General features: G+C 65.6%; 23 protein-coding genes. 11 read left to right on the top strand and 12 right to left on the bottom strand.

What is annotated here, in order from left to right; all coding sequences use genetic code 11:
* Positions 1–198 precede the first annotated feature (198 nt).
* Positions 199–1251, top strand: coding sequence for a Fe(3+) ABC transporter substrate-binding protein (locus ACQY46_RS07770; RefSeq protein WP_428699683.1), 1053 nt, complete (start codon positions 199–201; stop codon positions 1249–1251).
* Between the two features lie 148 nt (positions 1252–1399).
* The gene (locus ACQY46_RS07765; RefSeq protein ID WP_428699682.1) at positions 1400–3112 is read left to right on the top strand and encodes an ABC transporter permease; all 1713 of its coding nucleotides are present in this window, start codon (positions 1400–1402) and stop codon (positions 3110–3112) included.
* A gap of 16 nt (positions 3113–3128) precedes the next feature.
* Here the strand turns inward: ACQY46_RS07765 and ACQY46_RS07760 are convergent, their stop codons facing one another.
* From ACQY46_RS07760 to ACQY46_RS07745, 4 genes are all read right to left on the bottom strand, one after another.
* On the bottom strand, positions 3129–4421 hold the full coding sequence (locus ACQY46_RS07760) for an NAD(P)/FAD-dependent oxidoreductase (RefSeq protein WP_428699681.1): 1293 nt from the start codon (positions 4419–4421) through the stop codon (positions 3129–3131).
* A gap of 23 nt (positions 4422–4444) precedes the next feature.
* The gene (locus ACQY46_RS07755) at positions 4445–5842 is read right to left on the bottom strand and encodes an aspartate aminotransferase family protein (RefSeq protein WP_428699680.1); all 1398 of its coding nucleotides are present in this window, start codon (positions 5840–5842) and stop codon (positions 4445–4447) included.
* 65 nt (positions 5843–5907) lie between these two features.
* The gene (locus ACQY46_RS07750) at positions 5908–7305 is read right to left on the bottom strand and encodes a glutamine synthetase family protein (protein WP_428699679.1); all 1398 of its coding nucleotides are present in this window, start codon (positions 7303–7305) and stop codon (positions 5908–5910) included.
* A 109-nt stretch (positions 7306–7414) separates the two neighbouring features.
* On the bottom strand, positions 7415–8137 hold the full coding sequence (locus ACQY46_RS07745) for a GntR family transcriptional regulator (protein WP_428699678.1): 723 nt from the start codon (positions 8135–8137) through the stop codon (positions 7415–7417).
* A 128-nt stretch (positions 8138–8265) separates the two neighbouring features.
* On the opposite strand from ACQY46_RS07745, the gene ACQY46_RS07740 reads away from it, so the two are divergent.
* From ACQY46_RS07740 to ACQY46_RS07720, 5 genes are all read left to right on the top strand, one after another.
* Positions 8266–9657, top strand: coding sequence for a glutamine synthetase family protein (locus tag ACQY46_RS07740; protein ID WP_428699677.1), 1392 nt, complete (start codon positions 8266–8268; stop codon positions 9655–9657).
* A gap of 258 nt (positions 9658–9915) precedes the next feature.
* On the top strand, positions 9916–11007 hold the full coding sequence (locus tag ACQY46_RS07735; RefSeq protein ID WP_428699676.1) for a polyamine ABC transporter substrate-binding protein: 1092 nt from the start codon (positions 9916–9918) through the stop codon (positions 11005–11007).
* Positions 11008–11076: 69 nt separating this feature from the next.
* Entirely contained in the window at positions 11077–12225 is a 1149-nt protein-coding gene (locus ACQY46_RS07730; RefSeq protein ID WP_428699675.1) for an ABC transporter ATP-binding protein, read from the top strand.
* A 58-nt stretch (positions 12226–12283) separates the two neighbouring features.
* Entirely contained in the window at positions 12284–13222 is a 939-nt protein-coding gene (locus tag ACQY46_RS07725; RefSeq protein ID WP_428699674.1) for an ABC transporter permease subunit, read from the top strand.
* Between the two features lie 40 nt (positions 13223–13262).
* Complete coding sequence (locus ACQY46_RS07720; RefSeq protein WP_428699673.1) at positions 13263–14084, top strand: ABC transporter permease; 822 nt, start codon at positions 13263–13265, stop codon at positions 14082–14084.
* A gap of 57 nt (positions 14085–14141) precedes the next feature.
* Here ACQY46_RS07720 and ACQY46_RS07715 read toward each other — a convergent pair whose 3' ends face one another.
* On the bottom strand, positions 14142–14384 hold the full coding sequence (locus ACQY46_RS07715; protein ID WP_428699672.1) for a DUF6460 domain-containing protein: 243 nt from the start codon (positions 14382–14384) through the stop codon (positions 14142–14144).
* A 130-nt stretch (positions 14385–14514) separates the two neighbouring features.
* The gene (locus tag ACQY46_RS07710; RefSeq protein ID WP_428699671.1) at positions 14515–16314 is read right to left on the bottom strand and encodes an AsmA family protein; all 1800 of its coding nucleotides are present in this window, start codon (positions 16312–16314) and stop codon (positions 14515–14517) included.
* A 327-nt stretch (positions 16315–16641) separates the two neighbouring features.
* Here ACQY46_RS07710 and ACQY46_RS07705 point away from each other — a divergent pair, with 327 nt between their 5' ends.
* The 3 genes from ACQY46_RS07705 (at position 16642) to ACQY46_RS07695 (ending at position 19447) form a co-directional block, all read left to right on the top strand.
* Positions 16642–17337: a CoA transferase subunit A gene (locus ACQY46_RS07705; RefSeq protein ID WP_428699670.1), complete on the top strand. Its 696-nt coding sequence runs from the start codon at positions 16642–16644 to the stop codon at positions 17335–17337.
* Between the two features lie 17 nt (positions 17338–17354).
* Complete coding sequence (locus ACQY46_RS07700; RefSeq protein ID WP_428699669.1) at positions 17355–17990, top strand: CoA transferase subunit B; 636 nt, start codon at positions 17355–17357, stop codon at positions 17988–17990.
* Between the two features lie 215 nt (positions 17991–18205).
* Positions 18206–19447: a diguanylate cyclase gene (locus ACQY46_RS07695; protein WP_428699668.1), complete on the top strand. Its 1242-nt coding sequence runs from the start codon at positions 18206–18208 to the stop codon at positions 19445–19447.
* Positions 19448–19474: 27 nt separating this feature from the next.
* Here ACQY46_RS07695 and ACQY46_RS07690 read toward each other — a convergent pair whose 3' ends face one another.
* Positions 19475–20224, bottom strand: a complete 750-nt coding sequence (locus ACQY46_RS07690; protein ID WP_428699667.1) for an SDR family oxidoreductase — start codon at positions 20222–20224, stop codon at positions 19475–19477.
* Positions 20225–20261: 37 nt separating this feature from the next.
* Positions 20262–21731 (bottom strand): aldehyde dehydrogenase family protein, encoded by a 1470-nt coding sequence (locus ACQY46_RS07685; RefSeq protein WP_428699666.1) that lies wholly within the window; start codon positions 21729–21731, stop codon positions 20262–20264.
* A 255-nt stretch (positions 21732–21986) separates the two neighbouring features.
* Here ACQY46_RS07685 and msrA point away from each other — a divergent pair, with 255 nt between their 5' ends.
* Positions 21987–22577, top strand: coding sequence for a peptide-methionine (S)-S-oxide reductase MsrA (gene msrA / locus ACQY46_RS07680; RefSeq protein ID WP_428700435.1), 591 nt, complete (start codon positions 21987–21989; stop codon positions 22575–22577).
* A 39-nt stretch (positions 22578–22616) separates the two neighbouring features.
* Here the strand turns inward: msrA and ACQY46_RS07675 are convergent, their stop codons facing one another.
* From ACQY46_RS07675 to ACQY46_RS07660, 4 genes are all read right to left on the bottom strand, one after another.
* A complete protein-coding gene (locus ACQY46_RS07675) occupies positions 22617–23768 on the bottom strand; it encodes a lytic murein transglycosylase (RefSeq protein WP_428700434.1) in 1152 nt (383 codons plus the stop codon).
* Positions 23769–23909: 141 nt separating this feature from the next.
* Positions 23910–24914: an NADP-dependent oxidoreductase gene (locus tag ACQY46_RS07670; RefSeq protein ID WP_428699665.1), complete on the bottom strand. Its 1005-nt coding sequence runs from the start codon at positions 24912–24914 to the stop codon at positions 23910–23912.
* Between the two features lie 37 nt (positions 24915–24951).
* Complete coding sequence (locus ACQY46_RS07665) at positions 24952–25584, bottom strand: NUDIX domain-containing protein (RefSeq protein ID WP_428699664.1); 633 nt, start codon at positions 25582–25584, stop codon at positions 24952–24954.
* Positions 25585–25660: 76 nt separating this feature from the next.
* On the bottom strand, positions 25661–26473 hold the full coding sequence (locus ACQY46_RS07660) for a ferredoxin--NADP reductase (protein ID WP_428699663.1): 813 nt from the start codon (positions 26471–26473) through the stop codon (positions 25661–25663).
* Between the last annotated feature and the right edge of the window lie 66 nt (positions 26474–26539).

Below are 26539 nucleotides of genomic sequence, written 5' to 3'. Positions count from 1 at the left end.
TTCTGCGAAAACCGGAAACCGCCATTCAGGTTAGTTTTGAACTCTTCTAATCTATTGATATTACAAGCGATATTTGTTGACACCAAAACTCCTGTTTCTATGATGCAGGCGCGCATGAGGCTCTTGCCGTAACGGCAGCGCTCCGCGCCAATGCAAACCGACATCAGGGCCTTGTCCCCTGGATGCTGGGAGAGACACATGATCAAGAAAGTTGCCGCCCTGCGCGGCGCGGCCCTGTCCGCCCTGCTGCTCGCTTCCGCCGCGATCGCGACGCCCGCTGTCGCCGAAGGCGAGGTCAACATCTATTCCTATCGCCAGCCCTTCCTGATCGAGCCGCTGCTCGAGGCCTTCACCAAGGAAACCGGCATCAAGGCCAACGTGATCTTCGCCTCCGACGGCCTTGCCGAGCGTATCGAGGCCGAAGGCGCGAACTCTCCCGCCGACGTGCTGCTGACCGTCGATATCGGCCGCCTCGACGGTGCCAAGCAGCTTGGCATCACCCAGCCGGTCTCGTCCGAGGTCGTCAACGGCAACGTTCCGGCCGCCTATCGCGATCCCGAGGGCCACTGGATCGGCCTGACGACCCGCGCGCGCATCGTCTATGCCTCCAAGGAGCGCGTCGAACAGGACGCGATCACCTACGAGGAACTGGCCGATCCGAAGTGGAAGGGCAAGATCTGCACACGCTCCGGCCAGCATGTCTACAACGTCGCCCTGTTCGCCTCGATGGTCTCCCATCTTGGCGCCGAGGAAGCAGAGAAGTGGCTTGCCGGCCTGCGCGACAATCTCGCCCGCAAGCCCTCGGGCAATGACCGCGGCCAGGTCCAGGCGATCTTTGCCGGCGAATGCGACATCTCGCTCGGCAACACTTATTACATGGGTGCCATGCTGACCAACGAGAAAGAGCCGGAGCAGAAGGACTGGGCCAACTCGGTCAAGATCCTGTTCCCGAATGCCGGCGACCGCGGCACGCATGTGAACATTTCAGGCGTCGTCATGGCCAAGCATGCCCCGAACCCGGATGCGGCCCTGAAGCTCGTCGAGTTCCTGTCCTCGGAAGAGGCCCAGCACATCTATGCCGAGGCCAACAACGAGTATCCGGTCAAGCCGGGCGTGGAAATCTCGGAAATGGTCGCCTCCTGGGGCGAACTGAACGCCGACACGCTGCCGCTCGACGAGATCGCCAAGAACCGCAAGACCGCCAGTGAACTGGTCGACAAGGTCGGCTACAACGACGGTCCTGCAAGCTGAGGGACCCTGCGTCCCGAAGCAAACCCGCTCCTGCGCGGCGCCCGACCACGAGGTCGGGCGCCGTTCGCCATTTCCAGCCAACGACCCTTCCGGATGACGACGCAGCCCGTCCGTCCGGCTTCGCCAGCAAACAGCCCCGACGACACGCATGACCGACACTGCCCGCATGGATGACCTGACCGCAGGCGCTCCCGTACCGCGTTCCGCCGCCACGCCGGCCGACAGGATCTGGCTCGTCGCCGGCTTTGCGGTCGCGGCGCTGACGCTGCTGCCTGTCGTGGCCCTTGCCGTCCTCGCGGCGCAGCCGACGGGGGACGTGTGGGGACATCTCGTTGGAACCGTCCTGCCGCGCTCGCTCTGGACAACGGTCCTCCTGATGGCGGGCGTCGGCGCGATCACTTTCGTCGTTGGCGTTGGCACCGCCTGGCTCGTGACCATGTGCCGCTTTCCCGGCCGCGCCTTCTTCGACTGGGCGCTGCTGGTGCCGCTCGCGGTGCCGACCTACATCATCGCCTATACCTATGTCGAAATCCTGGATTTCACCGGCCCGGTGCAGACCGCGATCCGGGAGATCTTCGGCTTCCGCACCTCACGCGACTACTGGTTTCCGGAGATCCGCTCGCTCGGTGGCGCCATCTTCGTCATGGGCTTCGTGCTCTATCCGTATGTCTACCTGACGACGCGCGCGTCCTTCCTGCTGCAATCGGCCTGCACGCTCGACGTCTCGCGAACGCTGGGCGCCGGGCCGATGCGCCTGTTTTTCCGCGTGGCGCTGCCGCTGGCGCGCCCGGCAATCGTCGTCGGCGTATCGCTTGCCCTGATGGAATGCCTCAATGACATCGGCGCGGTCACCTTCTTCGGTGTCCACACGATGAGCTTCTCCGTCTATGACACCTGGATCAACCGCTCGAGCCTGGCCGGCGCGGCGCAGCTTGCCTGCGCGATGCTGGCGCTGGTCTTCGCGCTGTTGTGGATCGAGCGGCACGCCCGTCGCAGGCAGCGCTTTCACGTCACCTCGACACGCTATCTGGCCCTGCCGAGCTACCGGCTCGAAGGTTGGCGCGCCGGACTGGCGACGGCGGCCTGCGCGGCGCCGGTGATGATCGGCTTCGTCTTTCCCGCCGGCCTGCTCGTCGACTATGCCAGCCGGCGGCTGGACGAGCTCGGCGATCCGGCACTCGCCGCCGCCGTGGTCAACACCTTGTCGCTGTCGGTTGCCGCAGCCCTGCTTACCGTGGCGATCGGCATCGTTCTGACCTATGCCCAGCGCGTGCAGGCCAACCGGGCAACGCAGCTGTTCGGACGGATCGCCTCCATCGGCTATGCCATCCCCGGCACGGTGCTCGCCGTCGGCATCCTCATTCCGCTTGCGACCTTCGACAATTTCATCGATGGCATCGCCCGCTCGACCTTCGGCTTCTCGACCGGCCTGCTGCTGATCGGCTCGGGCACGGCGCTGGTCTACGCCTACATGGTCCGCTTCCTCGCGGTCGCCTATGGCCAGGTGGAAGGCGGCTTCGGCAAGGTGACGCCGCATCTCGACATGGCGGCGCGCACCCTCGGCAGGAGTTCCGGCCGCATCCTGTTCGAGGTGCATCTGCCGATGATCCGCCCGGTGCTGCTGACCGCGCTGCTGCTCGCATTCGTCGACTGCATGAAGGAGTTGCCGGCAACGATCCTGCTGCGTCCTTTCAATTTCGAGACGCTGGCGACGACCGTCTACAACGCCGCCTCGCGCGAGGCGTTCGCAGACGGTGCGCTGCCGGCACTGCTCATCGTCATGGTGGGCCTGCTGCCGTCGATCCTGCTGGCCCGGACATCGGCCCGCAGCTTTCGCGACAAGTCGACCGAACGCGCCTGAAGATCGGCCCCTTCCCTCAGCCGAGCCGGTCGCGCAGGGCGAACCAGCTCATGGCCAGGACCAGGATCGGCCAGCGCAGGGCCCGTCCGCCGGGAAAGCGTGACGGCGCAAGGCCCGCGAAGACGTCGAAGCGCTCCGCGTCGCCGAGCATCGCGCGCGCCGCCACATGGCCGCAAAACCCCGCCATCGCAACGCCGTGCCCGGAAAAGCCCGCGGCAACATAGACACCCGGCCGCGTACGGCGCAGGCAGGGCATGCGCGAGCGGGTGACACCGAGCGTTCCGCCCCAGGCATGCGACACCGGCGCCTCGGCAAGCTGCGGATAGACATTGCGCAGGTGCGAGCGCACGAAGCTGCGCATGTCCGGCGGAAAGCCGCGCCGATAGGTTTCGCCGCCCCCGAAGAGCAGCCGCCGGTCCGCGGTCAGGCGCCAGTAATAGACGACGAAACGGCTGTCGGAGACCGCCTCCCTGCCCGGGATCAGGCGATCGGCGGCCTCTTGCGAAAGCGGCTCCGTCGTCAGGATGTAGTTGTTGATCGGCATGACGCGGGCCTCGCTGTCGGGATCGATCCCGGCGAGATAGCCGTTGCCGGCAAGCAGCACCGTCTCCGCGTCGATCATGCCGTTCGGCGTCGCGATCTCGACCCTGCCGCCGCGATCCGCGACCGTAGTCGCCGCCGTCCCTTCGTGGATGACCACGCCGCCGGCTTCGGCGGCATCGGCAAGCCCCTGCGCAAGCTTCAGCGGATGGAGATGCCCGGCGCCCGTGTCGCGGGAGCCGCCGAAATAGCCGGGCGTACCGATCGCGGCCGCAAGCGCATCCCGGTCGAGCGTCTCGATGCGGTCATAGCCATAGACCCGCTCCAGATGCTCGGCATAGTCCCATTCCTCGGCAACGAAACGCGGCTTGTGGGCGGCATGGATGAGCCCTGGCGTCCAGTCGCAATCGATGGCGTGGCGGATACGGCGCTGGTGCAGCAGCGCCTTCGCCTCCTCCGCCATTTCCCAGAGCCGGCGGGCGGTCTCTGCTCCGTAGGCGCGCTCGAGATGATGCTGGTCGCGCCTTTGGCCGCTGTGCAGCTGGCCGCCATTGCGACCGGACGCTCCCCAGCCGATGCGGTTCTGCTCGATCAGGACAACAGAGCGACCGGCATCCGCGAGGGTGATGGCAGCGTTGAGGCCGGTGAAGCCGCCACCGACGATCGCCACGTCGCACCTGACCCGCCCGGCGAGCGCCGGACGTGCCTCCCGGTCGGCCGTTGTCGCCGCATAGTAGGACGGGGCGTGAGCGCTCGTTGCATCGGCCATGCGGGTCCTCCGGCGCCTCGCCGTCAGGCAGCGAGACGTCCGTCCTTCTTCAGCGCCGCATGGGTCTGGTCGAGCGTGCGGACGATGCGGGCAACCATGTCGTCGGCCTCTTCGCGGGTGAGCACCAGCGGCGGCGAAATGATCATGCTGTCGCGTACCGCCCGCATGACCAGCCCGTTTTCGAAGCACAGGTCGCGGCACAGCGTCCCGGCCTCGCCGACGGAAGCGAACTTGCGCGCCCTGTCGCCCCTGGCCGGTACCAGTTCCAGCGCGCCGACAAGACCGACCATGCGCGCCTCCCCGACCAGCGGATGTTCTCCAAGAGCCCGCCATTTCGCCTGCAGATAGGGGCCGATGTCGTCGGCAACCCGCTCCACCAGCTTCTCGCGCTGCATGATCTCCAGATTGGCGAGAGCGGCCGCGCAGCACGCCGGATGACCGGAATAGGTGTAGCCGTGGAAGAATTCGCCGCCCTTTTCGATGAAGGCGTCCGCCACCCGGTCGGCAACCATCACGCCGCCGATCGGCAGGTAGCCGGAGGACAGCCCCTTGGCGATCGGCATCAGGTCCGGCTCGATGCCGTAATGCTCCGATCCGAACCAGCGGCCGAGCCGGCCGAAGCCGCAGATGACCTCGTCCGCGACGAGCAGGATCCCGCGCTCGCGGCAGATGCGCGAAACTTCCGGCCAGTAGGTGTCGGGCGGGATGATCACGCCGCCCGCCCCCTGGACCGGTTCGGCAATGAAGGCGGCCACCTTGTCCTCGCCGAGCCTGTCGATGGCCCGCTCCAGTTCGCGCGCCGCCCAGACGCCGAACTCGTCCGGCGACATGTCGCCGCCCTCGCCGAACCAGTAGGGCTGGGCGATATGGTGGACACCGGGAACCGGAAGGTCGCCCTGGCCATGCATCGCTGTCATGCCGCCGAGGCTCGTGCCGGCCAGCGTCGAGCCGTGATAGCCGTTCCAGCGGCCGATGATGGTCTTCTTCTCAGGCTTGCCCATCAGGTCCCAGTAGGTGCGGACCATGCGGAAGACCGTGTCGTTGGCCTCCGAACCGGAGGAGGTGAAGAAGACCCGGTTGAATTGCGGCGGGCTGAGCTCGGCCAGTTTCTCCGACAGGGCGATGACCGGCGGATGGCTGGTCTTGAAGAACGTGTTGTAGTAGTCGAGCTCGCGCATCTGGCGGTTGACCGCATCGGCGATCTCGTCTCGCCCGTGCCCGACCTGGCAGCACCAGAGACCGGCCATGCCGTCCAGGTAGCGGTTGCCGTCGCTGTCGGTCAGCCAGACGCCGTCCGCGCTGGTGATGATGCGCACGCCCTCCCGGTTGAGCGCCCCCGTATCGGAAAACGGATGCATGTGGTGGGCGGCGTCGCGAGCACGCAGCTCGGCCGTCGGATAGATGTTGGATGCACCGCTCATGGCGTCATCTCTCCCGATTTTCGTTCATGTGTGTTCGTATCCGGCGAGGGGTCCGAGCGTGCCGGTCAGACGTTGAGAAGCAGGTATTCCCGCTCCCAGGGGCTGATCACCTTCATGAAGGTCTCGAACTCCTCCTGCTTGATCGCACGGTAGGTGGCGACGAACTTCTCGCCGAAAACGTCGATCAGCTCGTCGCATTCCCCGAACAGCGCCACCGCCTCGAGGAGGCCGCGCGGCAGGGCATGCATGTCCTCGCTGAAATTGCCGCTGCGCGGCTCGTCCGGCGTCAGCTTCTGCTTCATGCCGAGATAGCCGCAGGCAAGCGAGGCGGCGATGGCGAGATAGGGATTGGCGTCCGATGACGGCACCCGGTTTTCCAGCCGCCGCGCCGCCGGCTTGGAATTGGGCACACGCAGGCCGACGGTGCGGTTGTCATAGCCCCAATAGGCATTGACCGGTGCCGTCGTCCCCCGGGTGAAGCGCCGGTAGGAGTTCACATAGGGCGCCAGGATGCAGGTCACGGCCGGCAGGTAGGCCTGATGGCCGGCGATGAAGGACAGGAAGCGGGGCGACGCCTCCCCGTCCTCGAGCGAGAAGACGTTCTTGCCGGTTTCCCTGTCGACCAGCGACTGATGGATATGCATCGAGGAGCCGGGCTGGTTCGACATCGGCTTGGCCATGAAGGTGGCGTACATCTCGTGGCGCAGCGCCGCTTCCCGGATGGTGCGCTTGAACAGGAACACCTGGTCGGCCAGCTCCAGCGGCCGGCCGTGACGCAGGTTGATCTCCATCTGCGCCGCGCCTTCCTCGTGGATCAGCGTGTCGATCTCCAGCCCCTGCGCCTCAGACAGGTCGTAGATGTCGTCGATGAGGTCGTCGAACTCGTTCAGCGCCGAGATCGAATAGGACTGCCGGCCCACCTCGGGACGGCCGGAACGGCCCGTCGGCGGCTCCAGCGGATAGTCCGGATCGGTGTTGGGGCGCACCAGGTAGAATTCCATCTCGGGCGCGACAAGCGGCTCCAGCCCCTCGTCCTCGTAGAGTTGCAACACGCGCTTGAGCACGTTGCGCGGCGCGGTCTCCACCGGGATCCCCTCGCGCGTATAGGCGTCGTGAATGAGCTGCGCGGTCGGATCGCTTTCCCAGGGCACGGCCGTCAGCGTCGCATAGTCGGCGCGGAAGAACAGGTCGCCATCGGTGACATTGTGCTGGAAGCGGTCATCGTCGGGCGGATAGTCGCCGGAGATCGTCTGCGCGAAGATCGAGGCCGGCATGGTCATGACCGGGCCGGAGAAGAACTTCTCCGTCGGCATCATCTTGCCGCGCGCGACCCCGGCAAGGTCGGGCACGATGCACTCGATATCCTCGATGCCCCGTTCCGACAGCCATGTGCGCGCATCCTCGAAGGAGCCCACGCCGCGACGGCTGTTGATACTGGGTTCCTGCTTCTTCTTCTTGCTCACGTCTCTCGCCTTTCAGGCGTGTCCGTCGGCGACCCCCAATGCCCGGGCCATGAACCGTCTTTCCCACGCCAATTTGTGATCACATTTATAAACGGCAATTCGCTTTCCGTCACCCCGGCGCCGGAAACCCCTCGACGAGCAGGTCCATGCCGCAGCGAATATCGGCGGCGACCGCGTCCCGCAATGCCCGGACATCAGCCGCACGAATCGCGTCGACCGCCTCCTTGTGATGATCCACCAGCGCGGACGTGCCGACCCTCCCGTAGACGGTGCGCATGAAGGGGGCGAACTGCAACCAGAGAGTTTCCACAAGCGGCAACAGCACCTGCGATCCGGCCGCACGATAGATCCGGAAGTGGAAGGCATGGTTGAGGCGCATATAGGTCTCCGCATCACCCCCATCGAGGCTTGCATCTATCCTGTCGTCGATCGCCGCGAGCCCGGCGGCATCCGCACGGTTCAGCCCCGGCCCGGCCAGGCCAGCGAGTTCAGGCTCCAGAAGAAGCCGCGCCTTGAGGATTTCCTCCAGGCGCGGGCGGGTCATTGTCGGCACCTGGATGCGGCCGTTGGGGCGGATCTCCAGCGCGTTCCCCGCGGACAGGGCGCGCACCGCCTCGCGCACGGGCATCGGACTGACGCCGAGTTCCTGCGCCAGGCCGCGCAGGGTCACTGCGCGTCCCGGCACGAACCGGCCGGTCAGCAGCGCCTCGCGCACGGCCCGCTCCACGGTGTCCCGGACCGAGCCACGCGGCGACATTGCACCCTTGATGGCACTCCCGCCGCGCCCATCCGTCGCAGGGACGTCCGCCCGGCCCGACAGTGGCTCCGCCATGTTCCAGAACCCTGATGGCCGACCCTTCGGCCGGCTTGCTTGACAGTCTTGCCGCTACGTGATCACATTTTTCTCAATCCGGCAATCGGTCCATCCCGGTCGATCCGCCACCCCAACCGGAGGACTTCATGTTGCAGACCCATCGCTCGGCCTGGCAGCGCCCGGCCGGCGGAGACGACTGGCAGGAGGAGGTCGCCCGCTTCGAGGCGGAACATCCCGACCTCGACACGCTTGAGGTGATCCTGCCCGACAGCAACGGCGTCCTGCGCGGCAAATGGCTGCCCGGAAGCGCGCTGCGCAAGGTCTTCGAAAGCGGTGTCGCGCTGCCCTTCTCCCTCTTCGGCCTCGACGTTTGGGGCCGCGAGGTCGAGGAAACCGGCATGCATATCGAAACCGGCGACAAGGACGGCGTGTGCTGGCCGGTGCCCGGATCGCTGCGCTCGGTCCCCTGGGCGGAGCGTCCGACGGCGCAGGTGCTCCTGTCCATGCATGACCGGCAGGGCGGCGCTTTCATGTGCGACCCGCGTCATGTGCTCTCTCGCATGTCCTCGCGCCTCGGCGAACACGGGCTGAGCGCAACGGCCGCTTTCGAACTCGAGTTCTACCTGTTCGAGGACCAGGACGACGGCGACTGGAGCGGCGCGCCGACGCCGGTCTTCTCGACCCATCTGGGGCCCGCACGCCAGAACATGTACGCCTTGTCCGATCTTGAGGCCTTCATGCCGCTGGTCGACGAGATCCGCCGCTCCGCCGACGCGCAGGACATTCCCGCCGATGCCGCCGTCTCCGAGGCGGCCCCGGGACAGTTCGAGCTCAACCTGCACTACCAGCGCGACCCGTTGCGCGCCGCCGACGACGCGGTGCTGCTGCGCCGGCTCGTTGCCGGCGTCGCCCGCAAGCACAACCTCAAGGCCTCGTTCATGGCCAAGCCCTTCGTCGAGTGGCCGGGCAACGGCATGCACGTGCATGTCTCGATGGAAGACGGCAGCGGCAATATCTTCGCCGACCCGGAAACGGGCGAGGCGCGGCTCGGCTACGCCATCAAGGGCCTGCTCGACACGATGCCCGAGGCGCATCTTCTGTTCGTCTCGACCTTCAACGGCTTCCGCCGCATGCAGCCCGGCTCCTATGCGCCGACCTCGATCTGCTGGGGGTTCGACAACCGCTCGGTGGCACTGCGCGTGCCGGCCGGAACGCCGGCCTCGGCCCGCATCGAACACCGGATCGCCGGTGCCGACGCCAATCCCTACCTGGTGCTGACGGGCGTGCTGGCGGGCATGCTGCAGGGCGTGGCCGGCGAGACGGCCCCGCCGCCGCCGGTGGAAGGCAACGCCTACGAGAAGACCGCACCGCGCCTGACGCCGTGGATGGACGAGGCGATCGACGCCTTCGCCGCCTCGAAACATATGCAGGATGCGGTCGGCGAGGAGATGCACAAGGTGCTGGTCGACATCAAGCGTCACGAACTCTTCGCATTCGGACGCGAGATTTCGACCCTGGAGCGTCAGACATACCTGTGAGCGGTCAGGCCGGAGAAACGAAGCGAGGCATTGCCACGGCCCCGGAAGAAGCGTCTGGCAAGGCGGATGAATTCCCGGCGACGCACGTCACGCCTCCCCTTGAGGCTGAGGGCTATCGCTTTTAGGCTGACGTCATGACGCCAACGGCGCATTCGGGAGCAACAGGCCCGCAGCACAGGATTTTGCCGCAGGGGACAAGACAATCGAAAACACGGCGCGCAAGATGATGCGCCGGAACAGGGCCAGACGGAGGGACACATGAAGAAGTTTCTATTCGCAGGCGTCGCGCTGATCGGCGCGGTCGCGGCAACCGGGCTCGCGGCGCAGGAGCGCACCGTGCGGGTCTTCAACTGGTCGGACTATATCGACGAGTCCGTGCTTGAGGAGTTCACCAAGGAAACCGGCATCAAGGTCGTCTATGACGTCTTCGACAGCAACGAGATGCTGGAGACAAAGCTGCTGGCCGGCGGCACCGGCTATGACGTCGTCGTGCCGACCGGCACGTTCCTCGGCCGCCAGATCCAGGCCGGCGTGTTCCAGAAGCTCGACAAGTCGAAGCTGCCGAACCTTGAGAACATGTGGCCGCAGATCATGGGCCGCATCGAGAAGTTCGACCCGGGCAACGAGCACGCCATCAACTACATGTGGGGCACCACCGGCATCGGCTACAATGTGGAGAAGATCAAGGAACGCATGCCCGACGCGCCGCTGGACAGCTGGGACATGATCTTCAAGCCGGAAATCATCTCCAAATTCGCCGATTGCGGCATTCACGTCCTCGACACCGCCGACGAGATCTTCCCGGCCGCGCTCAACTATCTGGGTCTCGACCCCGACAGCCAGAGCCCGGACGACTTCGCCAAGGCGGGGGAACTGCTGCTTTCGATTCGGCCCTATATCCAGAAGTTCCACTCGTCCGAGTACATCAACGCGCTCGCCAATGGCGACATCTGCATGGCCGTCGGCTGGTCCGGCGACGTATTGCAGGCCCGTGACCGCGCTTCCGAGGCCGACAATGGCGTCACCGTTGCCTATTCGATCCCGAAGGAAGGCGCGATGATGTGGTTCGACAACATGGCGATCCCCGCCGACGCCCCGCATGTCGAGGAGGCACACGCCTTCCTCAACTTCATCATGAAGCCCGAGGTTGTCGCCAAGGCCACCAACTACGTCTTCTACGCCAACGGCAACAAGGCGAGCCAGGCCTTCGTCGACAAGGAAGTGCTTGAGGATCCGGCCATCTATCCGACCGAGGAGACGGTCGAGAAGCTCTTCAGCACCACGACCAAATCGCCCAAGGCGATGCGGTCGCGCACCCGCGAATGGACCAAGGTCAAGACCGGTCAGTAACATGGCCGGCAGGGACCGGCCGCCGGACACGGCCGGTCCCTGCCCGTCGAACGAGGCAGGGGGCAGATCTTGGCAAAGAAACCGATCGGGCCGGTGCGCCGCGACTTCGCACCCTGGGACGACCCGCAGGCGCGACCATATATTGAATTTCGCAACGTCACCAAGACGTTCGGCGACTTCACCGCGGTCGACAACCTCAGCCTGAAAATCCACGAACGCGAGTTCTTCGCCCTGCTCGGCGGCTCCGGCTGCGGCAAGACGACGATGATGCGCATGCTCGCGGGCTTCGAAACGCCGAATGCGGGCGAGATCTTCCTCGACGGACAGAACCTTGCCGGCGTGCCGCCCTACAAGCGGCCGGTCAACATGATGTTCCAGTCCTATGCGCTGTTCCCGCATATGAGCGTGGAGGCGAATGTCGCCTTCGGCCTGAAGCAGGAAGGCATGCCGAAGGCCGAGATCGCCGGGCGCGTCGAGGAGATGCTGAAGCTGGTCAAGCTGCAGGATTTCGCCAAGCGCAAGCCGCACCAGCTGTCCGGCGGCCAGCGCCAGCGCGTCGCGCTTGCCCGCTCGCTTGCCAAGAAGCCGAAGGTGCTGCTGCTCGACGAGCCGCTCGGCGCGCTCGACCGCAAGCTGCGCGAGGAAACCCAGTTCGAGCTCACCGACCTGCAATACGAACTCGGCATGACGTTCCTCATCGTCACCCACGACCAGGAGGAGGCGATGACCATGGCCGACCGGATCGCGGTGATGGACAAGGGCCGCATCGTCCAGATCGCGACGCCGGCGGAGATCTACGAACTGCCGAACTCCCGTTTCGTCGCCGACTTCATCGGCGACATCAACCTGATGGAATGCAAGCTGACGGCGCGCGAGGGCGATGTTTCCCGGTTGCATGCGCCCGTCTTCGGTTGCGACATCGAGATATCCCAGGCCGTCGATGCAGGTATCGGCGACACGGTCTGGTTCGCCATCCGCCCGGAAAAGGTGCGCATTTCCTTCGAGGAACCGGAAAGCCGGGTCAACGCGCTGAAGGGCGAGGTCTGGGACATCGCCTATCTCGGCGACGTCTCCATCTACCACACGCATATCGCCAACGAGGAGACGGTCCGGGCGACAGTGGCCAACCGTTCGCGGGTCGTGGAACGGCCGATGAGCTGGGACGACGAAGTGTGGCTTTCATGGGATGCGGACGCGGGCGTCGTGCTGACCCGCTGAGGACAACCGACCGGCCCGGCGGCATGGCTGCGCGGGACGCAACGACAGGGAGTGAGGGATGAGCGACGACGACGTTGCGGCGCCGCAGGCGAAGCCCCGACGCAGTGCGGGCGGATGGCTGCTGATCGCCCTTCCCTATGCCTGGCTGCTGGTCTTCTTCCTCGCGCCCTTCTTCATCGTCTTCAAGATCTCGCTGTCGGAAATCGCGGTGGCGATCCCGCCCTACATCCCGAATTTCGACCCGGCGGCGGGCTGGAAGGGGTTCACCGAGATGCTCGGGGCCTTCTCCTTCGACAACTACATCTGGCTGACGGAAGACGACCTTTACTGGAAATCCTACCTCTCCAGCGTCTCGATCGCGGGAATTTCCACGCTGATCACGCTGGTCGTCGGGTTTCCGCTGGCATACGGCATGGCGCGGGCGCCGAAGGAATGGCGCGCCACGTTGCTGATGCTGGTCATCCTGCCGTTCTGGACAAGCTTCCTGATCCGCGTCTACGCGTGGATCGGCATCCTCAAGAACGAGGGCCTGCTCAACCAGTTGCTCCTGTCGCTGGGACTGATCGACCAGCCGCTGACGATCCTCAACACCAACGTCGCGGTCTATATCGGCATCGTCTATTCCTACCTGCCCTTCCTGGTACTGCCGCTCTACGCCAACCTGGAAAAACTCGACATGAGCCTCTTGGAAGCGGCGGCCGACCTTGGCTGTCCGCCATGGCGCAGTTTCTGGTCGATCACCGTGCCGCTGGCCCTGCCCGGCGTGCTGGCCGGCTGCTTCCTGGTCTTCATTCCCGCCGTCGGCGAGTTCGTCATTCCCGACCTGCTCGGCGGCTCCGAGACCCTGATGATCGGCAAGACGCTGTGGACGGAATTCTTCAACAACAGGGACTGGCCGGTATCGTCGGCCGTCGCGGTGATCCTGCTTCTCATTCTGGTGGTGCCCATCGTGCTCTTCCAGAACCAGCAGCAGAAGGCGGCGGAGAGGGGGCTGTGATGGCGGGCATGGCGACAAGAACACCGGGAGGATCGCACTGATGCGCCAGGGACCGAGCTGGTTCAACGTGACATCGCTGGTGCTGGGCTTTTCGTTCCTCTACCTGCCGATCGTCCTGCTTGTCATCTATTCCTTCAACGAGTCGCGCCTGGTCACCGTCTGGGGCGGGTTCTCGACACGCTGGTATGCCGGCCTGCTCGACAACCAGCAGCTCCTGGACGCGGCCTGGGTGACGGCCCGCGTCGCCTTCTTCTCCGCCACGATCGCAACGGTCCTGGGCACGCTCGCCGCCATGGTGCTCGCCCGGTCCGGCCGTTTTCTGGGCCGCACGCTCTTTTCCGGCATGGTCTACGCGCCGCTGGTCATGCCGGAAGTCATCCTCGGCCTGTCGTTGCTGCTGCTTTTCGTCGCCATCGACCAGGCGCGCGGCTTCTGGACGATCATCATCGCCCACACGACCTTCGCCATGTGCTACGTCGCCGTCGTCGTGCAGTCGCGGCTCGCCGGCTTCGACCGGTCGCTGGAGGAGGCGGCGCAGGATCTCGGCTGCCCGCCGTTCCGTACCTTTTTCGCCGTCACCCTGCCGATCATCCTGCCAGGCGTCGTGGCCGGCTGGATGCTGGCCTTCACCCTGTCGCTCGATGACCTTGTCATCGCCAGCTTCACCACCGGTCCGGAAGCGACGACCCTGCCGATGAAGATCTATTCGCAGGTGCGTCTGGGTGTAACGCCGGAGATCAACGCGGTCTGCACCATCCTCGTCGGGTTGGTGACCGTCGTGGTCGTCTTCGCCTCGATCATGACCAGGCGGCAGGAAGCGGCCAGGGTCCGCGACATGCGCAAGGCGGAAGCCCAGATCTGAGATCCGGGTGCCCGGGTTCCGCAATTGCCTTTCCCGTCTCGCGTGGCCGCAAACGGATCAGCCGCGCGGCGGGCGGAAAAGGTAGATCACCAGCCAGACCGGCAGCACGATCATCGAGCCGAGAATGATGTTGGGAAGCGCCCATTGCCAGGTGCGGACCGCATAGCCGGCAAGCTCTTCAGGCGTCAGGCCGGCACCCGCGAGCAGGTCGGCCGCGGACACATCGAATTCCGCAAGCACGGCACCCGTGATCAGCGAAACCAGGCCGATCTTCAGCACTGTCGACAAGAAGCGCAGCAAAGGCCCCCACCTTGTTGAAATCGCTGCCAGCTCGCGGCGGTCGCGGCTCTCCTGTCTTCATATCGCGTTTGCGCAACAAGGCGAAGCCTTTCGCAGCGACGTTCCGCACTTTGCGGCCCGGGGAGAAGGATCAGCGGCGGGAGGCGTCGTCGCTGCGCATCAGGTCGGGAAGAAGGCGTGGCTCGGTGAGGGTGCCCCGCAGTAGCACCGGCGTTCGCGGATCATCTTCTTCGCGGCCAGGCGTTTCAGAGCCGTCAACCGGCCCCGCCTCTCCAGGGGTTCCGACCGGCTGTTTCGCCAGGTGGCCGCGCAGTGAGAGAGCCATGTCCGGCAACGACACGCGACCGCTGGCCGTCAGCACATGGTCCGCGGTTTCCGCCGTCACCTGGTCAACACGCATGGCAGCCTTACCGACCTCCCCCTGGACATCTATCCTCTCGAACACCCCGGAGCCCGACGATGGCGCATCACCGTTCCCGGTCAGGCGCTGGAACAGGGCGGCCGGTTCGGCGCCCGCGAAGCGGGCATCGAACAACGAGAGGCTTGCCGTGGTGCTGGCCGAAGCCAGCACCTCCTCGACGTTCGCGCCACGGCCCACACGGTCAAGCCGCCCGCCCACCTTGCCCGAAAGGATTTCCGGCAGGGTTTCAGGGCGCGGCAGCGCCTCGGCCGACAAATTGGCGGCGATCATCTTCATCGAGAAGTCGAGAAAACCGCTGTCCTGGTCCGGCTTGAGCCGGCCGGCCAGTTCGACCGTGCCGCCGGCAACCGCCGTCTCGCTCAGATCAAGCGACAGGTCACCCTCGCGCAGTCGCAGCGACAAGCCTCCCGGACCACCCGAGAGCGGCCCCAGGACCAACTGCGTGGCCGAGAGGCGCAGATCCAGATCGAACTGGCTCAAGACGTCCCGCAGCGGCCACTGGCGCCAGGCACCGCCCGGCGCACCGGGCGCGGCAATGCCCAGCAACTCGCCGAACTCCCTTGCATAGACGGACATGTCGAAGCGCTCGAAAGCCAGCGTGCCGTCCATGCGCGCCCGCTCGCCACCCGTGTCCAGGCCGAGGCGCCCCTCGCCGACATTGCCGTCGAGTTCCAGCCTTGCCATGTCGAGATTGATCGCCGTGAGCGAGACACTGCCCGTGCCCGTCAGCCGGGCGGTGCCGAATGCCGCGTCGCCGGCGAGCTCCCTGCCGAAACGGGCCGCCAGCCCCCGCAGGTCACTGGCCGAGAACTCGATCGCTCCCTCTATGCGCCCCGACCCGGCAGGACGGACCTCGCCGTCGACACGGAGCGATGCAAGCGGGGCGGCAATCGAAACGGAGACGCGGCCGCTGCCCTCTCCCGCCAGGATCGCCTTGTCGGCAATGCTCACCCCGAACTCGACGGCCTGGTCCATGGCCGTCAGCGAGCCGCGTATCGTGGCACCGGGATCATTGGGTGCGGCGCGCAGGGCCACCTCCCGCCAGCGCGGGCGTTTCTCCTCGCCGAAAAACACGGTGCCGCCGGACAGGGAAACCGGGTGCTGAAGGAGGCGCCGGAACTCCGCGCCAAGCCGACCGGCATCCGCAAGGCGTGCAGGCGCCGTGGCCGAGGCCACGCGGATCCGCGCGCCCGAAACGGCCATCGCCGACATGCGGATCTCGCCCAGGAGGAGCGCGGAAACATCGACCTCGATGTCGATCCGCTCCGCCTCGACCGACCACGCACCGTCCAGGCTTTGCAGACGCACGTCGCGCAACACGAGCCCCGGACCGGAAGCGATCGTGGCGCGCGGCGCCTCGCCCACCCGAACCGACACATCGAGCCATTCCGCCAGCTCGCTCTCCACGCGCAGGCGCGCACGGTCGCTCGACACCAGCGCAAACCCCGCAATACCGGCGGCTGTGACGAGAACGAGCAGTATGATCAGGCTCGCCAGGAGGCGCTTCATGATGCAGTCCGGTTCGGCGCTGGTGGTTTCGGCGATCTGCGCAAGGAGCCGGCGGCAATCGCGAACGGCACATGCAATCGTGCGCCGGACTGCCTCGAACGCCCCGTCCCCTGCTTGCATACCGGGATAGGAGGTCTGGCGCGCGGGTTCAAGGTCCGCGCGCATGAAAAGCCACGCGTGACGCATCGCGCTTGAGAAGATATCGCAAGGACGCTATCACAGGTCGCCTGACGAACGGTTCATATTGCCAGGCGGGCCTGTGCCCGAAACCCAAGCGGCCGGCGGATGCAACCGATTGCATGGAGACGCTGATGCGAGGAGATGCCCATGAGTAAAATCTACCCCGACGCGGCCGCCGCGCTTGAGGGGCTGACGTTCGACGGAATGGTTGTGATGGCCGGCGGCTTCGGCCTTTGCGGCATTCCCGAGAACCTGATCTCAGCCCTTCGCGACAGTGGCGCCAAGGATATCACCGCCATATCGAACAATGCCGGCGTCGACGATTTCGGTCTCGGCCTTCTCCTCCAGACACGCCAGATCAGCAAGATGATCTCGTCCTATGTCGGCGAGAACGCGACATTCGAACGGCAGTATCTCAACGGCGAACTGCAGCTCGAGTTCAATCCGCAAGGCACGCTTGCCGAGCGTATTCGCGCCGGTGGCGCCGGCATCCCCGGCTTCTACACCAAGACCGGCGTCGGCACGCTGATCGCAGAGGGCAAGGAGCACAAGGATTTCAACGGCGAAACCTACATCATGGAAACCGGCCTCGTCGCCGACGTTTCCCTGGTCAAGGCGTGGAAGGCGGACAAGGAAGGCAACCTGATCTACCGGAAGACCGCCCGCAACTTCAATCCGATGATGGCGACAGCCGGTCGCAAGACGCTGGTCGAGGTCGAGGAGATTGTCGAGATCGGCGAACTCGATCCGGACAACATCCACACGCCCGGCATCTTCGTCGACCGCATCATTCTCGGCCAGCACGAGAAGCGGATCGAGAAGCGCACCACCCGCGCCGCCTGAGGACAAGGAGAACAGACATGGCCTGGACTCGCGACGAGATGGCTCAGCGCGCCGCGCAGGAGCTGGAAGACGGTTTCTACGTCAACCTCGGCATCGGCATTCCGACGCTGGTTTCCAACTACATTCCCCAGGGCGTGCACGTCACGCTCCAGTCCGAGAACGGCATGCTCGGCATGGGTCCCTTCCCGACCGACGACGAGGTCGATCCCGACCTGATCAACGCCGGCAAGCAGACGATCACCGAACTTCCTCAGACGAGCTATTTCTCGTCGGCCGACAGCTTCGGCATGATCCGCGGCGGCCATATCGACCTGTCGATCCTCGGCGCCATGGAGGTCTCCGAAAAGGGCGACCTGGCGAACTGGATGATCCCGGGCAAGATGGTCAAGGGCATGGGCGGCGCGATGGACCTGGTCGCCGGCGTCAAGCGCGTCGTGGTGATCATGGACCATACCTCGAAAGGCGGCGACCCGAAGCTGCTCGAGGACTGCACCCTGCCGCTGACCGGCGTGCGCTGCGTCGACCGCATCATCACCAATCTCGGCGTCTTCGACGTGACGGATGACGGCTTGACGCTGGTCGAGCTGGCCAGCGGCGTCACCGCCGAGGAAGTCATGGCGAGCACCAGGGCAAAGCTGACGGTGCCCGCCTGAGACCATTGCCGGGAACCCGGCGGGGCGGGCGGTTGACGCTTGCCCTGCCAGGGCCTGACAAGGGAGCGGGGGCCCCCGATCGCCCCTGATATCTGCCGACCCGCAATTGCCCGTATGAACCCAACAGCGATTCGGTAAACGCTTCCTTTACCCCTGCTGCGCAAGTCTAGCCGTCCCAGGGACGCGATTTGGACTGAAGGCATATGGGACAAGTATTGCTTGTAGAGGACGCCTCGTTCTTCGAGCGCGTCATCCGCCGCCAACTCAGCGAAATTCACGGGCTCGAGGTGGTATCCGCCACCAACCGCGCGGACGCCGAGGCCCTGCTCGCGCGGCCGGATTTCAATCCGGTCGTGGCGCTGGTCGACCTCACACTTCCGGACGCTCCTGACGGCGAGATCGTCGACGTGACACTCGCCGCGGACCTGCCGACCATTGTGTTTTCGGGGCGGTTCGATCAGGCCCTCCGCCACACCCTGCTCAACAAGGGCATCGTCGACTACATCCTGAAGGACAGTCCGGCGAGCCTCACCTATCTGACGACCCTGGTGCAGCGGGTCTATGCCAACCGCCATATCGACGCGCTTGTCGTCGACGACAGCCGGGTCGACACCGAAGTCATCGCCCGCCGCCTGTCGCTTTACCAGTTGCGCGTGCATACGGCTCCGGACCACCAGACCGCGATCGCGATGCTCGACACGATCGAGAACCTGCGGCTGGTGATCCTCGACTACATCCTGCCGAGCGTCGACGGGTTCGAAATCCTGCGCGCCATCCGGGGGCGCCAGGGGATGAATGAACTGGCCGTGATCGGCCTGTCGGGCAAGGCGGGGCCGGAAGTCATCGCGCGCTTCCTGAAATCGGGTGCCAATGATTTCCTGCCGAAATCCTGCACACCGGAAGAATTCATGCTCAGGATTTCGCAGAACCTGGACATGCTCGACCGGATCCAGACGCTCTCGACGATGGCGCATGGCGACGCGTTGAGCGGCCTGTCCAACCGCCGGCACCTGTTCTCGGAAGGCAATGGCCTGTTCGACAAGACGCGGCGCGGCGGCGAGGAAATCGCCGTTGCGGCAATCGACATCGACACGTTCAAGTCGGTCAACGACCGCCACGGGCACGAGCAGGGCGACGAGCTGATCCGGATGTTCGGCACGATCCTGCGCGGCGCCTGTCCCCAACGCGCCTTTCCCGCGCGCCTTGGCGGTGACGAGTTCTGCGTATTGCTGCCGGGGCTGCCTGCTCCGGACTGCATGGCCTTCGTCGAGAAGGTTCGGGCGGAGCTCGCCGGGCTGACCGGCGCCCGGGGCCAGTTGAAGTCGCTCGGTCCGGTGACGATCAGCGTGGGCGTGTCGAGCGGCACCGAGGCGAACCTCCATGCCGCCCTCAGGATCGCGGACATGCGCCTTTATGAGGCCAAGCATGGCGGTCGCAACCGGACGGTTGCCTCCTGACGCCAGGACACAGGCGCGGGCCACCGCTCAAACGCAGCGGCCGCCGTCCACTTCCAGCGCCACGCCGGTGATGAAGGCCGCTTCGTCGGAAGCAAGCCAAAGCGCCGCCCCTGCCATGTCGTCCGGTCGCGAGAGCCGGCCGAGCGGGATCGACGCCTGGAACTGGGCCCGCTTCTCCGGCGTGTCCTCTCCCATGAAGAGATGCAGCATGCCGGTCTCGCCCGCGACCGGGCAGAGCGCGTTGACGCGGATATTGTCCGGTGCCAGCTCCACCGCCATCGACTTGCTGGCGGTGATCGCCCAGCCCTTGGAGGCGTTGTACCAGGTGAGACCGGGGCGCGGGCGCAGTCCCGCGGTCGATGCCGTGTTGATGATCGAACCGCCGCCGCGCGCGCGCAGCATCGGAACGGCAACGAGGGCCGCGAGGTAGATCGCCTTGGCGTTCACGGCCAGGATACGGTCGAACATCTCCTCGTCGATATCCAGCATCGAACCGTTGCGATGGGTATAGCCGGCATTGTTGACGAGGACATCAAGGCCGCCAAACGCTTCGGCTGCCGCACACATGTCCCGGACATCCGCCATGACCGTGACATCGGCCCGCACGGCTCGCGCGGCCGGGCCGATGTCCGCCGCGACCCGCTCCGCCGCCTCGCCGTTTATGTCCGCGACGACGACGCTGGCACCTTCCTGGGCGAAGCGACGGGCGATGCCCTCGCCAAACCCGGATCCCGCACCGGTCACGATCGCAACCTTGCCCTCAAGCCTTCCAGCCATTCCCCGACGCTCCTCTTGCAATCCCCTGCCCGGCAATTCAGCCGTGGCTTACAACAATGGTCTTCAGCGCCGAGAATTCACGCAGGGCCTCAAAGCCCTTTTCACGGCCGTGGCCGGACTTCTTGAACCCGCCGAAGGGAAGTTCCACGCCGCCACCCGCGCCATATCCATTGACGAAGACCTGGCCCGAACGCACCGCCCGGGCGACGCGCATAGCGCGCGCGCTGTCGCTGGTCCATACGCCGGCCACCAGCCCGTACTCCGTGCCGTTGGCGATCCGCACCGCTTCCGCCTCGTCCCGGAACGGGATGACCGCGAGGACCGGACCGAAGACCTCCTCGCGCGCAAGACGTGCATCAAGCGGCACGGGGCCGTAGACCCGCGCGGGAACATAGAAGCCGTGCGGCGAACTGTCCGGGGCCACGGTCCCTTCCGCGATCAGTGGCACCCCGGCCTTTGCCGCGTCTTCCGCAAAACCTGCAACACGGCGTGCCTGCGCTGCATTGATCAGCGGCCCGAGATCGAGATCACGGTCATGTGGTCCGCTGACAAGCGCCCGGAAACTCTGGCGCAACCGCTCGACGACCGTGTCGAGATGGCTTGCCTCGACGAGAAGCCGACTGCCGGCGGAGCAGGTCTGGCCGCAATTCTGGATGATGGCATTGAGGACAACCGGCAGCGCGGCCTCGAGATCCGCATCGGCAAAAAGGATCTGCGGCGACTTGCCGCCCAGCTCCAGAGTGCAACCGATATGGTTTTTCGCCGCCGCGGTCTGGATCAGCGTTCCGACTTCGGGCGAGCCCGTGAATGTGAGAAAATCAAGTCCCGGGTGATTGGAAAGCGCCGCCCCCGCCTCCCCTCCGAAGCCCGTGACCACATTCCAGACGCCGGCGGGGAGACCCGCCTCAAGCGCCAGTTCGGCGATCCTGACAACGGAGAGGCAGGCATCCTCTGCCGGCTTCATCACCAGGGTGTTGCCCATGGCGAGCGCGGCGCCGGCAACGCGCGCCATGATCTGCGCCGGATAGTTCCATGGCACCACCGAGCCGACAACGCCGTGCGGTTCGCGCAGGGTCATGGCCAAGAAACCGGTCTGAACGGGCAGTGTCTCGCCGGTCACCTTGTCGGCGGCACCCCCGTAGAACTCGAAGTAGCGCGCGGCGGCGACGATATCCGCCCGGCCCTGCCGCAGCGGCTTTCCGGTGTCCCGCGATTCAAGCGCGGCCAGTTCGTCCTCATTCTCGCGGATCAAGGTGGACAGCCGCGACAGGATGCGGCCCCGCTCGACAGCCGGCGTCGACGGCCAGCCGCCCTCGTCAAAGGCACGTCTGGCGGCGACGACCGCCCGGCCGACATCGGCGGCATCGCAGCGAGGGACCGTCGCGAAGACCTTGCCGTCGCTCGGGCAGATCATCTCGATACGGCCGCCGGTCACCGAAGCGGCCGGTTTCCCGTCGATCACAGCCTCGTAGTGAGTGATTTGGGTCTGCAAGGCCTGCGCTCCCATTTGTCATATGATTGCAAGTTTTGCCGGACCGTAGCCGATGGCCCAGGGCCCGGCAATCGACTCATATCCATTTCCACATCCCGAGGATGTGAAGTCGATGGTGCTTGATCGCAAGCCCGGACGCGCCAAACTCCCGAGACGCAAAGACGCATCAACCGGGAGACGGACATGCAGGCCAACAGACACACAAGCCAGGGGCAAGCCGGACACAGGCGGCATGCCCGGGCGCTGGCGGCGCCGGCCGTTGTCGCCCTCATGCTGCTGCTTGGCGCGGGAAACCCGACGCGCGCGGCGGACGCCGAGACCGCGATCTTCGCGGGTGGTTGCTTCTGGTGCGTGGAGGCCGATTTCGACAAGATCCCGGGCGTCATCGAGACGGTCTCGGGCTACACCGGCGGCCACACGCAGAACCCTACCTATAAACAAGTGACAGGTGGCGACACCGGCCACTACGAGGCGGTGCGCATCCGGTTCGACCCGGACAAGGTCGGCTACGCGGAGCTGGTTTCCGCGCTCCTGAGAAGCGTCGACCCGACCGACGACGGCGGCCAGTTCTGCGACCGGGGCGCGTCCTACCGCACGGCGATCTTCACGCAGGGCGCGGACCAGACGCAGATTGCCGAGGCGCGGAAGGCGGAGGCCGAAAAGCAGCTCGGCACAAAGATCGTGACCCCTGTCCTGGAGGCCGGCGCGTTCTATCCCGCGGAGGATTACCACCAGGACTTCCATGAGCGTTCGCCGCGCCGCTACACCTACTACCGCTGGTCCTGCGGCCGCGACAAGCAGGTCAGGAAGGTTTGGGGAGAGAACGCCTACAAGGGCATTCCCGGCAAGCCGGGGAGCTGATCGCGGCAAGCGGTCGCGGGGCGGCAGACCGGTAATTAGCTACCTGCCGCCCAGCGCCTTGTAGATCCGCTGGCCGGGACGGCCGGTCCGGGGAAAGCCGAAGCGGGCCTCCGCCTGCCGGATCCCCTCGCGCGTCGCCGCGCCGACCCTGCCGTCGGCCTCGCCGATGTCATATCCCGCGCGCAAGAGCAGTTTCTGCAGTTCAAGCCGCTCGGCCCGCGACAATCCGGGATCGGCGGTCGGCCAGCCGACCTTGAAGGCGCCGCCGCCGCGCAACCGGTCGGCGAGATGCGAGATGGCGAGCGCGTAGCTCTCGGCGACATTGTAGGAATAGATCGCGTTGAAATTCTTGAAGACGAGAAAGGCCGGCCCTTCGGCACCTGCCGGCAGCAACAGCCCCGCATCGGCCGCGCCGGTCAGGTCGCCGCCATCGAGATGGCGGATACCGCGCTTGCCCCATGTCGTGACGCTTGCCCGCGTCTTTCGCCCCGACGGGCCGCTGTAGCCCTTGGGCAGCTTCACCTCGTAGCCCCAGGGCATGCCGGTGACCCAGCCGGCCTTCTTGAGGTAGTTGGCGGTGGACGCAAGCGCATCGGGTACCGAGTTGACGAGATCCTTGCGTCCGTCGCCGTCGAAATCGACGGCGAGACGCCGATAGGTGGACGGCATGAACTGGGTCTGCCCGAAGGCTCCGGCCCAGGACCCCTGGAGATCGGACAGGCGCACATCCTTGCGGTCGACGATCTTCAGGATCTCGATCAGTTCCGAACGGAAGTACTTGGCGCGACGCCCGGCACAGGCGACATTGGCAAGCGCGTGCGGGACGTGGAAGTCCCCGCGGAACTGGCCATAATCGCTCTCCACGCCCCAGACGGCGGCGACAATATGGCGGTCGACGCCATATCGCTTCTCGACATTGGCAAGCGTCGTCGCATGACGCTTCAGCATCGCACGCCCGTCCTCTATGCGCGCGTCATCGACGAGGAACGCCAGATAGTCCCAGATCGGGGTCTTGTATTCCGGCTGGCTCGTCGAGAAGCGCACCGCCTTCTCGTCATAGGCAACGCCCTGCAAGGCAGCCTCGACGGTCGACCGGCTCACGCCCGCTTTCACGGCCTGCGACCGGATCGCTGCGACGCAGCTGTCGAGAGAGGCAGCGGCGGGTCCGGTCAGACCCACGCATACGCTCATCGCGCCCGCCAACACGGCGGCGCCCAGTCCGGCATTGCCAAATCCAATAAGACGCATCGTGCTCCCCCGCCTTCATGATGATAGGCGAAGCCGATCTGGCCGTGCCTTCTTGTCAGCACGATGGCGCGACACGCGCCAGGCTCAGACCCTGAGGCTGAGCTTGCCGAAATTTCCGCCCGTATAGAGAAGGTTCAGCGTCTCGGGGAACGCATCAATGCCGCCATCGCGCACATCTTCGCGGAAGCGAAGTTTTTCCTGAACGATCCACTGCGAAAGATCGGCAAGCGCGATCGGGTTCTCGCGTGCGAAGTCGAAGACGATGAAGCCCTGCATCTTCAGCCGCATGGTCAACAGGAACCGGAGATTGGCGGGTCCCGGCGGCGGGGTGGTGGCCGTGTAGGCGGAGATCAGGCCGCAGACGGCGATCCGGCCGAACGGGTTCATCAGGGGAAGCACAGCGTCGAGGATCGGCCCGCCGACATTCTCGAAGTCGACATCGATGCCGTCCGGGCAGGCGGCGGCAAGATCGGCGGCGAGATTGCCCGCCTTGTAGTCGACCGCCGCGTCGAAACCGTCCTCCTCGACAAGGGCACGGCACTTCCCGGCGCCGCCGGCGATGCCGACGGCCCGACAGCCCTTGATCCTGGCGATCTGCCCGACGATCGAACCGACCGCGCCGGACGCGGCGGAGACCACGACCGTGTCGCCCTCCTTCGCCTCGGCAACGCGCAGCAGACCGAAATAGGCCGTCAGGCCCGGCATGCCGAGACCGCCGATCCAGGTTTGCAGCGGCGCGATGGATGTGTCCGCCCGCTGAACGCCCTTGCCGTCGGAAATCGCGTGGGTTTGCGCTCCGAACAGGCCGACGACCGCGTCGCCCTCATGAAAGTCGGGATGTCGGGATGCCTCGACCGTTCCGGCGGAAAAGGCGCGCATGACGTCGCCAAGGCCCACCGGCGGCACATAGGATCGTCCGTCATTGACCCAGCCGCGCATCGCCGGGTCGAGCGACACGAATTGCGCGCGGACACGGAATTCGCCCTCGCCCGGCTCAGGCACCGCCTCGTCACGGATCTCGAAACAGTCCGGGCTCACGAGACCGGGGGCTGGACGGTTGACGAGACGCGCGACACGGTTCATCGGCATGGGCAATTCCTCGAGGTTTGCGGGTGGGACCGGCAGGTTACGAGAAAAGCTCCGGCTGGCGCAACTGCAGCGCCTGGACAAGCAGCATCGTCTTGGCGTCGGCAATCTCGCCAGCGCTTACGAGGGCCGCGAGTTCCGCCAGGGGGCGCTCCAGCACCACGATATCCTCGCCGTCATCCGCAAGGCCGCCGCCCCCGGAGATCCGGTCTCCGGCACCATACGTTCCCAGATAGAGGCTCAGCTTCTCGGTCAGCGCACCGGGCGAGGCAAAGACATCGCCCACATGCACCATCTCGCGAACGGAGATGCCGACCTCTTCCGCAGCCTCCCGCCGCGCGGCCGACTGCGCATCCTCGCCGGCATCGATATGCCCCGCCGGAACCTCGGTGAGATATCCGTCATGATCGTCCCGGGCGAAAAGCGGAACGCGCAACTGGCGCGCCAGCATCGCGACACGGCGCACGGGATCATAGGGGAGGATTGCGACAACGTCCGTGCGGGTCTGGTACTCGCGCGAGATGGTCTGCTTGCCGCCATCCGCGGTCGAATGCTCGACCGTCATTTCACGGTAGCTGCCAAACCCCTCGAAAAGGGTCTTCCGTTCGAGTACGCGGACCGCATCCTGCCGGGTGCCGTCCGTCGCCAGTTCCCCATCATCACGTTCGTTCATGGAACCCCTCATGGTATCGCGCGTGTCGACACTCATGTCAGGCGCCGGGGGCCAGTGCAAGCGTGCCTCTACGGCATCAGCCGACGAAGGCACGCTCGATCACGAACTCGGCCGGCCGGTTGTTTGCGCCCTCGGTAAGGCCGGCAGCCTCGAGCAATGCCTTGGTGTCCTTCAGCATGGCCATCGACCCGCAGATCATCGCCCTGTCGACCGCAGGATCGAGCGGCGGCACGCCGAGCTTCTCGAAAAGCTCGCCATTCTCGATCAAGGTGGTGATGCGGCCGGTCGTTTCATAGGGCTCCCGGGTCGTCGAGGTGAAGAGCCGCAGGCGATCGGCGGCATATTCGCCGATCAGCGGGTCTTCCCTGGCGGCCGCGACCGTTTCCCTGGAATAGGCGAGTTCCGCCACGAAGCGGCAGGAGTGGGTGACGATCACCTCGTCGAACTTCTCGTAGGTTTCCGGATCGCGAACGAGACTGGCGAACGGCGCGAAACCCGTACCGGTCGAGAACATGTAGAGCCGCTTGCCGGTGATCAGCGCGTCGTTTACGAGCGTTCCAGTCGGCTTCTTCTTCATCAGGACCTTGTCGCCGACCTTGATCTTCTGCAGATGCTGGGTCAACGGGCCGTCGGGCACCTTGATGGAGAAGAACTCAAGCTCCTCGTCCCACGACGGAGAGGCGATGGAATAGGCCCTGAACACCGGCTTTTCGCCGGTCGCCAGGCCGATCATCACGAACTCGCCGGACCGGAAGCGGAAGCTCGCCGGCCGCGTCATGCGGAAACGAAACAGATCGTCCGTGTAGTGCTGGACTTCGGTCACCGTCTCGGCGGTGGCGCCGGCAGGAACGGCGTCCGCAAGATCGCCGGCAAGATTGACCACATTCATCCGCTTCATCCTCAAATCTGTCTGGGAACATCCATGGAGCGTGCCGCGCGCGGCAGAATAACCACC

The sequence above is a fragment of the Stappia sp. genome (assembly GCF_965276915.1).
In the GTDB taxonomy this organism is placed as follows: domain Bacteria; phylum Pseudomonadota; class Alphaproteobacteria; order Rhizobiales; family Stappiaceae; genus Stappia.
This window is presented reverse-complemented; position numbering and strand designations above follow the sequence as displayed.